The following is a 13,286-nucleotide window of genomic DNA, read 5'->3' on the forward strand; positions in this document are numbered from 1 at the left end:
CTCTCAGCCGGCTACTTCCTGCGGCACCCGCCCGCTCGGCTGATCGCGCTCCACCGCGTCGAGCTCTTCTCCCGCCAGCGTCGCGCGCAGCTCATCGTTGCTGTGCCGCGCAAAGTACGACCGCAGATTCTCGCCAGGCAGCCGCACCGCCAGATAATCGCGCAGCAGCCGCTCGATCGCATCCGGCACCTCATGCGCCGGCGAGCGGAAACCGACCGGCCGCGACATCCCCGCATGCCGACCCAGAGCGCCGCCCACGCAGAAGTAGTAGGCGTCGATCAGCTTGCCTTCGTGCTTGATCTTCTTGCCTTCCATCCCGATATCGGCAATCCAGTGCTGTCCGCAGCTGTTCGGGCATCCCGTCACGTGCAGCTTCAGCTGCTGGTCGAAATCCGGCAGCCGCTCGTCCAGCTCATCCACCAGCCAGCGCAGAAAGCCCTTCGTCTCCGTAATCGCCAGCTTGCAGAACTCCGTGCCCGTGCAGGCGATGCCGCCGCGCCAGAAGGGAGTTCCCTCGACATGCAGCCCGATCTGCTCCAGCTCGCGCGCAAACTCACCCGCCTTTGCCGTCGGAATATCGAGGAACACCAGGTTCTGCATCACCGTCGCGCGCACACTGCCGCTGCCGTAGCGCTCCGCCAGATCGGCCACCGCGGCCAGCTGATCGCCGGTCACGCGTCCGCGCAGCACGCTCGCGCCCACATAGCTCAGCCCGGCCGTCTTCTGCGCGTGAATGCCCGCATGGTCGCGGTACACATCGTCCGGAACATTCTCTTCCACGCCCGGATCGAGCCTGTAGCCCAGCCGGCCCTCCAGCTCGCTCAGAAAGCGCTCCGCCGTCCAGCCCTCTTTCAGGAAGAGATACTTCATGCGCGCGCGGTCGCGGCTCTCGCGCAGGCACTGCTCATCGCGGAAGATCTCCGCAATGCGGCGCACCACTTCGAGCGCCTGATCCTGCCGCACAAACGCATCCAGCTTCACCGCCAGGTGCGGCTCCTTCGAGAGTCCCCCTCCCACGCGGACCGAGTAGCCCACTTCCTCCCCGCGCCGCACCGCCGTCAGGGCGATATCGTTGATCTCCGGATATGAGCACCACGCCGGGCACCCGGTAATCGAGATTTTGAACTTGCGCGGCAGGTTGTAAAACGCATCGTTCGCCGTCAGCTCGCGCGCCACCTGCTTCGTCAGCGGCGAGGCGTCGATCAGCTCGTCATGCGCAATCCCGGCCAGCGGGCAGCCCGTCACATTGCGCACCACGTCGCCGCAGGCGCCCTTCGGCGAAAGCCCGATCGCGTCCAGCTCCTGCACAATCTTCGGCAGCGACTCGATCGTCAGCCAGTGCAGCTGGATATTCTGCCGGACCGTCACATCCGCCTGGTTGCGGGCATACTTCTTCGTGATATCGGCAATCACGCGCGTCTGGTGCGCCGTCAGAATCCCGTTCGGAATCCCGATCCGCAGCATGAAATATTCGGTCGCCCTGCCTTCCCCGCCCTTGCCGCCCGTCACGCCCAGTCCGTCGCCCTGGGTATAAATCCCCCACCAGCGGAAGTACGTGTTCCAGGTATCGGGGATGCTGGCGCGTCCGTCGCGGGCAAAGCCCAGAATTTCGTCGAACGCGTCCCACGGGTTCTTCTCGCGCTTCAGCCGTTCGGCTCTCTGCGCTTTGGTCTCTTTGGGAGCGGCAATGTCAGTCATGAAATCCTCTCGGGGGCAATGGCGATGCAATATGCAATAAACAGAAAACCCGCGTCAGCCGTTAAGCTGTAGCGCGGGTTTATGGGAAGTCTGTTGAATCTGGTTAATCACTCACCCACAAAACCGGCTCAGCGTGCGACAACATGCACAACACGCCATCACCGGAGTGGGACAGAGACTCATCTCGTTTATGATATCAGATCGAATCTGCCGGGCGCACCGTAATCCGGAGACGCGGCTTATCCCTGCAGAATGAACGCCTTTCCGGTCCACACCTTCCCACTGCCTCGCTGAATTGAAGCCTTATCAAAGCGCTGTCACCGGATGGTCTGAGAGTTTTCTTCTGCGGCGGCGGCACTTTTCTATGCCGTCAGCGCCGCTCAGGCTGGATACTTCCCCACGATATACTCCTCGAGCTGCTGAATCGTCTTCTCCTGGCCGGAGATCACCCACTTCACCACATCGCCGATCGAGAGCACGCCCACCACCTCATCGCCCTCCAGCACCGGCAGATGACGGCACCGCTCGCTCGTCATGATCTCCATGCACTCTTCGACCGTATGCCGCCGGCTCACGGAGATGACCGGGCTGCTCATGATCTCGCTGACACGCGTCTCCTTCGACGAGCGCCCCATCAGCACGATCTTGCGCGCATAATCGCGCTCGGAGAACATGCCGACCAGCCGCCCGCGCGAGAGCACCAGCAGCGCTCCCACCCCGGCGGCGGCCATCTTCTCCACTGCTTCGTAAACAGACTGCTCCGGCGTAACAGAAAGAACGGCAGCATTGTTCTTTTCCCGGAGAACGGACCCAACGGTCTCGGTCAGTTTCATGCGCCCACCTGCTTTCCGGACGGCAACGATAGCACCAGGCACAGAGCTTTGCCAATCGACCTTTGCTGCGGTAAAAACCGCGGCGCCGGTTACATCAGTTCCTCAATGAACCCCTTCGCCGCCTCCGCCGGAACCCGCATCTCCTGGTGGACCAGAGGACCGGTCTGCAGCACCGGCTCCGCCCCATGCAGCGTCGGCACGTCATCGCGCTCGAAGAACTTCCCGATCGGGATCTCATCGCCCCATTCGAGCGACCGCTCCATCGCGCCGAGCCAGTTCGTCGCATCGTACGAAGCGTCATCTTCCAGCTTCTTCACCCGCGGCCGGAACCACTGATACGTATTGTCGTGGTTATAGGTCACGCAGGGGCTGAAGACATCGAGGAACGAGAAGCCCTTATGCTGAATGCCCTGTTTGATCAGCTCCGTCAGATGCTTCTGCTCGCCGCTGAAGCCCCGCGCCACAAACGTCGCGCCCGCTGCCAGCGCCATCGAGATCGGATTGATCGGCGACTCGAGGTTGCCGAACGGCATGCTCTTCGTCTTCATGCCCCTGCGGCTCGTCGGCGAGGTCTGCCCCGTCGTCAGTCCATAAATCTGGTTGTCCATCACGATATACAGCAGATCCACGTTGCGCCGCATCGTGTGCGTGAAATGGTTGCCGCCGATGCCGAATCCATCGCCGTCGCCGCCCGTTACCAGCACCGTCATGCCGTGGTTCGCCATCTTGAACCCGGTCGCCACCGCCAGCGAGCGCCCGTGCAGCGTGTGCATGCCGTACGTATTGATGAAGCCCGGAAAATTCGACGAGCAGCCGATGCCGCTGATCGTCGCGACCTCATGGTTGGGAATCTGCAGATCGACCAGCGCCTTTTGCACCGCGGCCAGCACGCCATAGTCGCCGCAGCCCGGGCACCAGTCCGGATCGACCTTCCCCTTCAGGTCGGCCATCGTGATCTGTTTCGGAGCTATTACCTCAGTCGCCATCGTCAGTTCTCCCGTAAATGTTTCTGAACCTTATTGCATCGAGAGGCCGCATCTGCGTGCCGGGCTCCCTCTGTGCTCTCTGTGTCCTCTGTGGTGAACTACGGAGGTGTGGTGAATCACACTCTCTCATTCAGCCCCCCTCACACCATCACTTCGTGGGCCGGAATCGAAAGCGTCGTCTCTCCGGCAAGTTGTTCCTTCACTGCCTCGGCAATGTGGTGCGGCATAAAGGGTTCGCCGTCGTACTTGCGAATATGCCCGTCGGCGAGAAAGCTGGTCTCGCTGCGCAGATAGCGAGCAAACTGTCCGCTGAAGTTGTTCTCGACGATGATCGTGCGCCGCGATCCCTTCAGAATCCCGACAATCGCATCGCCGTGCAGCGGAACCAGCCAGCGAATCTGCAGTTGATTCGCTTTGATGCCCTGCTCGGCCAGCTGCTCCCGCGCCTCTTCGATCACGCCCTGCGTCGATCCCCATCCGATCAGCGTCACATCCGCATCGGCCGGTCCCTGCAGCTCCGGCGGGGGCGCCGATGCCTCGATGCCCTGCACCTTCCGCATGCGCTTTTCCATCATCGCGCGGCGCTTGACTGTATTGGTGTACTCGTCTGAGATCAGCACGCCGTCTTCCGCATGCTCGTCGCTCGAAACCGTATGCGTGTATCCCGGAAGCCCCGGAACCGCCCGCGGCGAAACCCCGCTCTCCGTAATCAGATAGCGCTTGTACTCGCCGTGGCCGTTGCCGTTCGCGGAGGTAATCATCTCCCCGCGATCGATCGGCGGATTAAAGTCCAGCGCCTGCGGCTCCACGCTCAGCCGTCCTTCCGAGAGCAACAGATCGCACAGCACGATCCCCGGACACTGGAAGCGCTCGGCAATGTTGAAGATCTCCGGAATCAGCGTGAAGCAGTCGCCGATATCGAGCGGCGCCGCAATCACGCGCGGATAATCTCCGAACGCCGCGCCCAGCATCTGCCACAGATCGCCCTGCTCCGTCTTCGTCGGCACGCCCGTCGAAGGGCCCGCGCGCATGCAGTCGATCACCACCACCGGAATCTCCGCCATCGCCGACAAGCCCAGCCCCTCGCTCATCAGCGCAAAGCCGCCGCCCGAGGTCGCGCACATCGCCCGCACGCCCGCATGCGCCGCGCCGATCGCCATATTGATCACGCCGATCTCGTCTTCCACCTGGCGGACCATGATGTTCGCCTTCCGCGCATGCTCGGCCATCCAGTGCAGCACGCCCGTCGAAGGACTCATAGGATACGCGCAGTAAAATTTCACTCCCGCCGCCGCTCCGCCCATCGCCAGCGCCGCATTGCCGCTCAGCACCGCATAGCGGTTGTCCGTCATCGGCAGAGGATGCGGGAATGCCTGGAAGTTCTGCGTCGCATAGTCGTATCCGGTGCGCGCGAGGTTCACATTCTCGTCGATCACCGCCTGCTCTTTTTTGCGAAACTGCTCCGCCAGCACGCTCTCCAGAGCCTGAAAGCCGACGCCCATCATGCTCAGCGCCGCCCCCATCGCCAGCGTGTTCTGCGCCACTTTGTTCTTGCTGATATCGGCCAGCTTCGACACCGGCAGCGGACAAAGCTGCACGCCCTCCGCCGGCGTACCGGGCTTAATCGTGTCGGCGTTATAAATGCACGCCCCGCCCGCGCTCAGCAGGCTCAGGTGCCGGTCCATCGTGTCCTGATTCAGAGGGATCAGCAGGTCGATCCGGTCACCCATATTCGTGACCTTCTCCGGACCCGTCCGGATCGTCAGAAACGTATGGCCGCCGCGAATAATCGACTGATACGCGTTGTACGCGTTGAGATGAAGACCACGGCGGCTGAATATCTTGGCGAAGATGTCGCCCGGCGTGGCAACACCCTGGCCGGCCGCGCCTCCAATACCGATGGCGAAGGACTGCCTCATATGAGTCATCTCCAGGCTGATTAGCCGGATCTGCCCGCATCAGTGCCGGGGCGCTCGCGGCAAACCGTTGCAGCCGCGCGCGTCACTCGTCGCTGTTTCGGATAACGCGGAGCATGCCCCGGCGAACTTCCGAACGTACTACCAGCAATTCGCTCCACAGGATTTCGATTGTCTGATCCCGAGCGCCAACCAGCATACACCCGCGGCCCGATAGCTGGCAGAGACTTTCCTGCGGTCGGTAACGGGTGAGTCCGGATCATTCTGAGCCCGGATCATTCCAGGAAGGTCATGGCTCCGGCCGCGCCATAAAGAGTGCAGCATCGGTGCGGCTCCAGCCGCCGAGAGATGGCTTTTTTTGCGTTGCAACTGACCCGCGGCCCTGCGGTCTGATAAAACAACCGGAACGCGGTGCCTGGGTGCAACTGCTCCCCTCCCCGCCACATCTTAAAAACGGCTTCACCCACGGAGGCAAAGGTATGAAAAAGTTTCTCTCAGGTTTCTCCGCCGCGGCGTTTCTCGCTGCGGCGCTTTGCGTGGTTCCCGCTGCGCGCGCATGGTCCGCTCCACCGGCTGCATACGGTTATGGTCAGGAACCCTGGGCAGTCCCGCCGCCGGAGCTGCAGGGAGTCGAATCGCAGGGCTTCCACGACGGCATCGAAGGCGCCCGCAAGGACGCGGGAAACCATCGTCCGCCGAACGTCGAAAACCGGGATGAGTTCCGCCATCCCCCCGTTCCGCATCGCGACCGCGCCGCCTATCGCCACGGCTTCCGTCGCGGATATCAGGTCGGCGTCGAACACCTCATGCGCCACGGCCGTTACTAAACCAGTTTTTCCCGACCGCCGCAGAGCAAAAAAAAAACGGCTGCATCCGCACCGATGCAGCCGTTTGATAGTGGGCCGGTCTGAATCGCTTTGTATCAGGGCACGGCTTCAGCCGTGCCGTAATGGTTGTAGTCGTTGCGGGGCTTTAGCCCCTGAAGAACAGGTTCTTTTCAGACTGACCCACTACCAGCCGCTTCTACTTCCCAATGCAAAAGCTCGAGAAAATCCGGTTCAGAATATCGTCCGGCGTGGTCTCGCCTGTCAGGCTGTCCAGATACCGTAACGCCCCGTAAAGATCCAGCAGCAGCATCTCGTGTGGAACCCGGTTCGGCAGCGCCTGCTTCGCCGCCGCCAGCGACGTCAGCGCGCCCGTCACCGCCTCCCGATGCCGCAGACTGGTCAGCATGCCCGTCTCGCTCTCGCCTGCCGGATCGCGCACCAGCGACAGCAGCGCCTCGCGCAGCTCCGCGATCCCCGCTCCTGTCAGCGCCGACGTCTGCACTGAAAACAGCGATCGTTCCACATCCGCCGTCTCCAGATCGCTTTTATTCCGCACCACCAGCGCCCGCCGTCCATCGAGCGACGCAATCAGCTCCCGCTCGTCATCGCGCGGCGGCACCGAAGCATCGAGCACCACCAGCACCACATCCGCATCCGCCAGCGCCTCGCGCGATTTCTGAATGCCCAGCGACTCGGCCTCGTCGCTCGCCTCGCGCAGCCCCGCCGTATCCACCAGCTCCACCGGAATCCCTCCCAGCGAAACCCGCTCCGTCACCAGATCGCGCGTCGTCCCCGGCGTCGCCGTCACAATCGCCCGCTCGCGCTCCACCAGCCGGTTGAACAGCGATGACTTGCCCACGTTCGGCCTGCCCACAATCGCCAGCGACAGCCCCGCATGCACAATGCGCCCCTGCTCGAACGATCGCGCCAGCCTCTCCAGCTCCGGCGTCATGCCATCGATCCTCGCCGCAATCTCCGCATCCGGCGTCACATCGATATCGTCCTCTGCGAAATCGATGCCCGCCTCCAGCAGTGCCACCAGCTCCACCAGTTGCTGCTTCGCCGGCTGAATCCTCCGCGAGAGCGCGCCTCCCATCTGCTCCGCCGCCACCCGCGCCTGATACAGCGTCTGCGCCTCAATCAGGTCCCGCACCGCTTCGGCCTGCGTCAGATCGATGCGGCCCGAAAGAAAGGCCCGCTCCGTAAACTCCCCGGGCCGTGCCAGACGCGCTCCCCGCTGCAGCGCCAGCCGCACCAGCAGCTCCAGCACCACCGGCGAGCCATGCGCCGCAATCTCCACCAGGTCTTCGCCGGTGTAGGAGTTCGGCCGCGCAAAGAAGGTCACCACCGCTTCGTCCAGCTTCTCCTTCGTCTCCGGTTCCAGGACCTCCGCCAGCCGCACCCGCGCATGCTCCAGCGGCTGGCGCGCCCGGATCAGCTCGCCAGCAATCTCCATCGCATGCGCCCCTGAAAGCCGCACAATGCCGATGCCTCCGCGCCCCGGCGGAGTGGAGATCGCGACGATCGTCTCGTCTGCGACCAGTTCCCGTTCTGTTGTCTGAGGATGAGGCTGCACCTGAATCTGTACCACCGGGTCTTCCCGAGTCTCCGCTCTCCGTTCCCGGAAAACAAGCTCCGGAGATACCGGAGACCATGCGAACAGCGGCAGTCGCGGAGAAATCCGCTTTAGCGCCGGTGGCCGGCAAGCCCCGTCGAGAGCTTTTCGTGGTCATAGCCTTTGGGATAGGCCACCACAAAGCGCCGCAGCCCTTCGCCGCTCGACGCCGTCTCCAGATCGTCATACCCGCGAAAGGCCAGATGCAGCATCCGCCGCTCGCGCGAGCTCATCGGAGCAAAGCTGTACGGCTGCCCCGTCCGCCGCACTTTTTCCGCGGCCGTATCTGCCGCCAGTTTCAGCTCGCGGGCCCGCAGCGCCTTGAAGTTATTCGCGTCGAACGAGACCTTATCGTGCTCTTCCTGATCCAGGCGGATAATCTTCGCCGCTACATGTTCGAGCGCCCGCAGCAGCTCTCCGCCGCGCTGCGTCAGCAGCGGAGCATCCGGCCCGGCCAGCTCCACATAGATCTCGCGCGCTTCCAGACCATCCGGATCGGCTGCCCCGGAGCCCGCGGTAATTCTGTACTTCAGCCGCAGTCTGCCCGGTGCTGTAAGCGTCTTCAGAAATGCCGCAATGCTCTGCGCAGCGGCGGAATAATCATCGATTGGCATTGCGCATCCAGTATCGCATCCGGCCCGGAATTCAGTCACTTTTCAGATACAAACTTATCCGTCAGGTTAGCCATATTACCTTATCTTGCCGGGCATCTTTGTCGTTTCTTATCGGGAAACACCCTATCTTCTCGCGTTAACGATCTTTCCCTGCTTCTTCGCCGCCCGCTTCGCCGCCAGGGCGCGCATCTCGCGGCCCATGCTGGTGCGGTTGATCACCAGCTGCTGGCCCACGCCGATAATGTTGCTGCCCGCCCAGTACAGCGCAAGTCCCGAGCCCACGTTCCACATCATGAAGCCGAAGATCGCCGGCATCATAAAGGCCATCATTCTCTGCTGCGAGCGGTCCATACCCGGCGACGGCGTAAAGAACTGCACTAGAAACATCGATCCGATAAAGAAGACCGGCAGAATGTGCAGCGGGTCCGGAGCCGAAAGGTCCGGCAGCCACAGCCAGTGCGCCTGCCGCAGCTCGATCACGTTCTCCAGCATCCGGTAGAAGCCGTAGATCAGCGGATACTGCAGCAGCATCGGCAGGCATCCGCCGAACATATTGATGCCTTCCCGCTTCTGGAGATCGAACATTTCCTTGTTCATCTCCTGCCGCCGCGGGTCCGTGGCCTTGTACTTCGCGTACTTGGCCTTGATCACATCCATCTCCGGCTGAATGCGCTGCATCTTCAGCGACGACTTCATCATCTGGAAGCGCGTCGGCATCATGGCGATGTTCAGCAGGAACGTCAGCACCAGGATCGCCCAGCCCCAGTTGCGCACGCCGTGGTCGTAGAAGAAGCGCGTCAGCAGGAACATGGGCTTCGCAACCCATCCCCACCAGCCGAAGGTCACCGCCTTCTCGAGGCTCGGCCCTCCATGCGTGTTCACCGACTCCAGCACGTCCAGCGACTTCGGGCCCACAAAAAGGCGAGTGCTGAAGGTTGCGGCCGTGCCTCCGATGCCTGCGCCCAGCACCGACGCATGCTCCACCTGGCCCGACTCCGGATGCTTCGGATCGCGCGGCAGATCGATCGTGTTGTGCAGCGTCACCAGGCTCGTGTTTTCTGCCTCATCCGGCAAAAAGATCGCGGCAAAGTATAGATCGCTCACGCCCGCCCACTGGAACGGACCCTGCTCCGTCGCGCCGCCCGAGACTTTCTTCGGCTTGATCTGATCCACATCGCCGTTCTTCGCCGTGTCGATCATGCTCGCCGCATACTGTGGCAGCGTGTTCTGGTCGCCGAAGCCCGCCGGCCATGCCAGCGCCGCCGTCAGCGGTGCTCCCTGGCGCGTCGCCGTCACCTCGGCATGGATCACATAGCTTGAATCGAAGGTGAAGGTCTTCTTCACCTGCAGGCCGCCCGCGGAGTACTTGAAGCTCAGCGTGCCCGGGGTATTCACTCTTCCCGTCGCCGACGGCACATACATCGCCTGGTTCAGCCGGCTCTGCAGTCCTTCGTCATAGACATGCAGCGACAGCGGAAAGCCATACTTCGCCGCGTTGGCTGCGTTCACCAGATCGAGCGGCTTGCCGTCGTCGTTCTTATATTTCTTCAGAATCCACGACTTCACCTCGGCGCCGCGGTTCGAGAACGTGATGCGGTACAGCTCGTTCTCGATCACCGTCTCGCTCTCCGCCGCTGCCTGCACCGCATTCGCCTCAGGAGCAGCAGCCTGCGAGGAAGAAGCGGGTGCGGCTGTCCCGGCGTCAGACGTTGCGGCCGTCTGGCTCTGCGCCGCCGGAGCGCTCGACTTCTGCTGCTGCGTCGCGGCATGGCCCGAAGCAGGAGGCGTCTTTGGCTTGAAATACTGCATCCCCAGAAAAATCAGGAGAAAAACGGCGCTGAACGCAAGGATGGTGCGCGAGTCAAACCCGCCACCGCCACCACCCTGCTGATTTGGATTCTGTATCTCTGCCAAAACTTCTGCTTCCTGTCGATTGTGTGAATGGAATGCGGCCCTTCAATGGTAACTGGCCGGACCTGTACGTCGTATGAATGACTGCTCTTCGCGCGATGGAACCGGGTCGAAACCGCCCCGGTGAAAGGGATGACAGCGCAGCAGCCGTCCCGCCGCCATCAGGCTGCCGCGGACAAGCCCGTGCTCGCTCACTGCCAGCGCTGCGTATTCAGAACATGTGGGGTGAAACCGGCATGCGCCCGATGCTCCCGTTACCGCGTGCAGCAAGGGAGAAACGGCATATTTGTAAACCGCCAGCGCCGCCGCTGCGATACGTTCGCGAGCCCTCACGGCCGCTCCTGCCTTCGCGTATGCGCTGCAGCACGGGCCGCGCTCTGCGCGACGGTCGTAAAAATACGCGACACCTCGCCCTCGAGGCGGACGAACTCCATCTCCAGCACCGACTTTCGCGGATGCAGAATCACGTCCACGCCTGCCGGCAGCTCGCCCAGGTGCAGACGCACTGCTTCGCGCATCCTGCGCTTGATGCGGTTCCGCTCCACGGCCTTGCCCAGAACCCGCCCCGCGGTCAGACCCACGCGCGGACCTTCGTTCTCCGCAGGCTCTTCGGCCGTGCGCCAGCGAAAGAAATAACTCATCGACGGTGATCCGTGCTTCCTGCTCCCCTGGTACACACGCTGATAGTCCGCATGCTTTCGCAGACGGGCGCTGCGCCAATCGGGAAACGGCTCCGGCATCATCTCATGGTCGCTCAGACGTGATAAAGGCAGCGCAGAGGAAGCGCTGCCTCGGTTGAAAAATCCAGAGGGAACCGCTGTCGGCAAAAGAGACTAGTCGCGGTATCCCGCGCTCACAGCGACGCGATGCCGCCCCTTTGCGCGGCGGCGCGATAATACGGCTGCACCCGACTTCGTCTTCATACGGCTGCGGAACCCGTGCGTCTTCGAACGGTGGCGGCGGTTAGGTTGAAATGTGCGCTTCGGCATGGAAACGGCGCTCCTGAAAATTTCTTCTGAATTCGTGCCCGCTCGCTCTGTGCTCACACAGCACTTCGGGGCAAGTTCTGAGTATACCGTATCGGGCTCAAAGCCGCAAAAAATGCGCCTCACGGCTACTTTTTCACCACCCCCGGTGCAACCTCCCGCAATAAAAAAAAATCCTTACGAAAGTGCATATCCGGGGCTTCCCGAGTGTGCTAGTATCGGCAACGTTTACTTGAGATTTCCTGACGCCTCGCGGCAGTCAAAAGAGGAATTGACCGACGCTCCGGTGGGCAAATTTGCCGGAGCCTTCCTGACCAGCGCGTTTTGCTCCATGTCTGACCTGGTTGTTCCACAGGCCAGGCATAGCCGGGGCATTCCCTCATGGTCCACGGTCCTGTTCCCATCCGTTCGCGAGCGTCCTGTAAGGATTATGAATGTCTTTTGTTGCTACTCCCGTCGCTGCGCTCAATCCGTGGGTGCGAATCCTCGGAGCCCTCGAAAAAAAGATTAACCGCCAGTCGTACGACACCTGGTTCAAGCCCACCCGCTTCAGCCATACCAAAGAGCGCATGCTCTACGTACGCATCCCCACGCCGCAGTTCCGCATCATCGGCGAGCGCTATGCCGACCTCATTCAGGAAGCGATCGAGAACCTGCAGCTTGAGTTTGAAGACGTCGCCTACCTCACGCCCGAGGAAGATCCCACCGTCACCCGCGCACGCGAGGACGGAGGCTTCCCGCCCGCTCCCGCCCATGCTCCCAACGTTCCCGGCGGAGCGCGCAACGGCGTGGCGCCGCGTCCTCCCGCAGCTCCCGCTCCCGCCGGCGGCCCCCAGCAGGCGCGCTTCGACTGGTCCACCGCCGCGCAGCTCAACCCGCGCTACACCTTCGACGCCTTCGTCGTCGGCGCCGGCAATCAGTTCGCGCGCGCCGCCGCGGAAGCCGTCGCCGAGCGGCCCTCGAAGGCCTACAACCCGCTCTTCCTCTACGGCGGCGTCGGCATGGGCAAGACCCATCTCATGCACGCCATCGGCCATGAAGTGAAGCAGCGCCAGCCCAACGCATCCATCTGCTACGTCTCGGTCGAAAAGTTCACCAACGAGATGATCAGCTCGCTGCGCTACGACAAGATGACCAGCTTCCGCGACAAGTTCCGCACCGTCGATCTGCTGCTCGTCGATGACATCCAGTTCCTCGCGCAGAAGGAGCGCACCCAGGAGGAGTTCTTCCACACCTTCAACGCGCTGCACGAAAACATGAAGCAGATCGTCATCGCCTCCGACCGGCCGCCCAAGGAGCTGCCTGAGATCGAGGACCGTCTGCGCTCGCGCTTCGAGTGGGGCCTCATCGCCGACATTCAGCCGCCCGACCTCGAAACCAAGGTCGCCATTCTGCAGAAGAAGGCCGAGAGCGAGCACGTCTCGCTGCCGACCGACATCGCGCTCTTCATCGCCTCCAATGTGCGCACCAACGTGCGCGAGCTCGAAGGCGCGCTCGTGCGCCTCATCGCCTGGTGCGGCCTCAATGGCATGGAGATCACTCTGCCCACCGCGCAGCAGTGCCTTCGCCAGTTCATCGATACTCAGGTGCGCAAGATCACCATCGAGTCCATTCAGCGCGCCGTCGCCGAACAGTTCGGCATGCGCGTCGCCGAGCTCAAGCAGAAGAACAACTCGCGCGCCGTCGTCGTGCCCCGGCAGATCGCCATGTTTCTCGCCAAGCAGATGACCGAAGCCTCACTGCCCGAGATCGGACGCCAGTTCGGCGGCAAGCACCACACCACCGTGATGCACTCCATCGCCAAGATCGACGAGCAGCGCCGCACCGACAAAAACCTCAACAGCACCATCAACAAGCTGCAGGAAACGCTGAACGGGTAGGGCTGCCCGTCCGGCCAGGA

Annotated in this window: 12 protein-coding genes; 2 read left to right on the forward strand and 10 right to left on the reverse strand. The window is 62.4% G+C overall.

The annotated features are described in order from the left end of the window. Positions 1–3: 3 nt before the first annotated feature. The 4 genes from D0Y96_RS12200 to D0Y96_RS12215 all read right to left on the reverse strand — a co-directional run bounded on the left by D0Y96_RS12200 (position 4) and on the right by D0Y96_RS12215 (position 5,436). Positions 4–1,698, reverse strand: a complete 1,695-nt coding sequence (locus tag D0Y96_RS12200) for a nitrite/sulfite reductase (protein ID WP_117300252.1) — start codon at positions 1,696–1,698, stop codon at positions 4–6. A gap of 380 nt (positions 1,699–2,078) precedes the next feature. Further along, on the reverse strand, positions 2,079–2,531 hold the full coding sequence (locus tag D0Y96_RS12205; protein WP_199480264.1) for a CBS domain-containing protein: 453 nt from the start codon (positions 2,529–2,531) through the stop codon (positions 2,079–2,081). 89 nt (positions 2,532–2,620) lie between these two features. Continuing rightward, complete coding sequence (locus D0Y96_RS12210; RefSeq protein WP_117300254.1) at positions 2,621–3,517, reverse strand: 2-oxoacid:ferredoxin oxidoreductase subunit beta; 897 nt, start codon at positions 3,515–3,517, stop codon at positions 2,621–2,623. A 140-nt stretch (positions 3,518–3,657) separates the two neighbouring features. Beyond that, the gene (locus D0Y96_RS12215; RefSeq protein ID WP_117300256.1) at positions 3,658–5,436 is read right to left on the reverse strand and encodes a 2-oxoacid:acceptor oxidoreductase subunit alpha; all 1,779 of its coding nucleotides are present in this window, start codon (positions 5,434–5,436) and stop codon (positions 3,658–3,660) included. A gap of 476 nt (positions 5,437–5,912) precedes the next feature. Here D0Y96_RS12215 and D0Y96_RS12220 point away from each other — a divergent pair, with 476 nt between their 5' ends. Beyond that, positions 5,913–6,260, forward strand: coding sequence for a hypothetical protein (locus tag D0Y96_RS12220; RefSeq protein ID WP_117300258.1), 348 nt, complete (start codon positions 5,913–5,915; stop codon positions 6,258–6,260). A gap of 196 nt (positions 6,261–6,456) precedes the next feature. Here the strand turns inward: D0Y96_RS12220 and mnmE are convergent, their stop codons facing one another. The 6 genes from mnmE to rpmH all read right to left on the reverse strand — a co-directional run bounded on the left by mnmE (position 6,457) and on the right by rpmH (position 11,389). Then, positions 6,457–7,851 carry a tRNA uridine-5-carboxymethylaminomethyl(34) synthesis GTPase MnmE gene (gene mnmE / locus D0Y96_RS12225; RefSeq protein ID WP_350449050.1) on the reverse strand — a complete coding sequence of 465 codons (1,395 nt, stop codon included), beginning with the start codon at positions 7,849–7,851 and terminating at the stop codon, positions 6,457–6,459. A 95-nt stretch (positions 7,852–7,946) separates the two neighbouring features. Next, complete coding sequence (locus D0Y96_RS12230) at positions 7,947–8,489, reverse strand: Jag family protein (protein ID WP_117300260.1); 543 nt, start codon at positions 8,487–8,489, stop codon at positions 7,947–7,949. Between the two features lie 123 nt (positions 8,490–8,612). Continuing rightward, entirely contained in the window at positions 8,613–10,403 is a 1,791-nt protein-coding gene (yidC, locus tag D0Y96_RS12235) for a membrane protein insertase YidC (protein ID WP_117300262.1), read from the reverse strand. Positions 10,404–10,445: 42 nt separating this feature from the next. Continuing rightward, positions 10,446–10,733: a membrane protein insertion efficiency factor YidD gene (gene yidD, locus D0Y96_RS12240; RefSeq protein WP_117300264.1), complete on the reverse strand. Its 288-nt coding sequence runs from the start codon at positions 10,731–10,733 to the stop codon at positions 10,446–10,448. Next, the gene (gene rnpA, locus D0Y96_RS12245) at positions 10,730–11,143 is read right to left on the reverse strand and encodes a ribonuclease P protein component (protein ID WP_350449051.1); all 414 of its coding nucleotides are present in this window, start codon (positions 11,141–11,143) and stop codon (positions 10,730–10,732) included. The genes yidD and rnpA overlap by 4 nt, the downstream gene beginning before the upstream one ends. A gap of 90 nt (positions 11,144–11,233) precedes the next feature. After that, the gene (rpmH, locus tag D0Y96_RS12250) at positions 11,234–11,389 is read right to left on the reverse strand and encodes a 50S ribosomal protein L34 (protein ID WP_117300268.1); all 156 of its coding nucleotides are present in this window, start codon (positions 11,387–11,389) and stop codon (positions 11,234–11,236) included. A gap of 431 nt (positions 11,390–11,820) precedes the next feature. On the opposite strand from rpmH, the gene dnaA reads away from it, so the two are divergent. Then, positions 11,821–13,266, forward strand: a complete 1,446-nt coding sequence (gene dnaA, locus D0Y96_RS12255; protein ID WP_117300270.1) for a chromosomal replication initiator protein DnaA — start codon at positions 11,821–11,823, stop codon at positions 13,264–13,266. Positions 13,267–13,286: the final 20 nt, after the last annotated feature.

The sequence above is a fragment of the Paracidobacterium acidisoli genome, from assembly GCF_003428625.2.
In the GTDB taxonomy this organism is placed as follows: domain Bacteria; phylum Acidobacteriota; class Terriglobia; order Terriglobales; family Acidobacteriaceae; genus Paracidobacterium; species Paracidobacterium acidisoli.

What these genes read in the sequence shown, in the direction of transcription:
- D0Y96_RS12200 (WP_117300252.1), bottom strand. Translation starts at nt 1,698, where the DNA reads ATGACTGACATTGCCGCTCCCAAAGAGACCAAAGCGCAGAGAGCCGAA.
- D0Y96_RS12205 (WP_199480264.1), bottom strand. Translation starts at nt 2,531, where the DNA reads ATGAAACTGACCGAGACCGTTGGGTCCGTTCTCCGGGAAAAGAACAAT.
- D0Y96_RS12210 (WP_117300254.1), bottom strand. Translation starts at nt 3,517, where the DNA reads ATGGCGACTGAGGTAATAGCTCCGAAACAGATCACGATGGCCGACCTG.
- D0Y96_RS12215 (WP_117300256.1), bottom strand. Translation starts at nt 5,436, where the DNA reads ATGAGGCAGTCCTTCGCCATCGGTATTGGAGGCGCGGCCGGCCAGGGT.
- D0Y96_RS12220 (WP_117300258.1), top strand. Translation starts at nt 5,913, where the DNA reads ATGAAAAAGTTTCTCTCAGGTTTCTCCGCCGCGGCGTTTCTCGCTGCG.
- D0Y96_RS12230 (WP_117300260.1), bottom strand. Translation starts at nt 8,489, where the DNA reads ATGCCAATCGATGATTATTCCGCCGCTGCGCAGAGCATTGCGGCATTT.
- rnpA (WP_350449051.1), bottom strand. Translation starts at nt 11,143, where the DNA reads ATGATGCCGGAGCCGTTTCCCGATTGGCGCAGCGCCCGTCTGCGAAAG.
- rpmH (WP_117300268.1), bottom strand. Translation starts at nt 11,389, where the DNA reads ATGCCGAAGCGCACATTTCAACCTAACCGCCGCCACCGTTCGAAGACG.
- dnaA (WP_117300270.1), top strand. Translation starts at nt 11,821, where the DNA reads ATGTCTTTTGTTGCTACTCCCGTCGCTGCGCTCAATCCGTGGGTGCGA.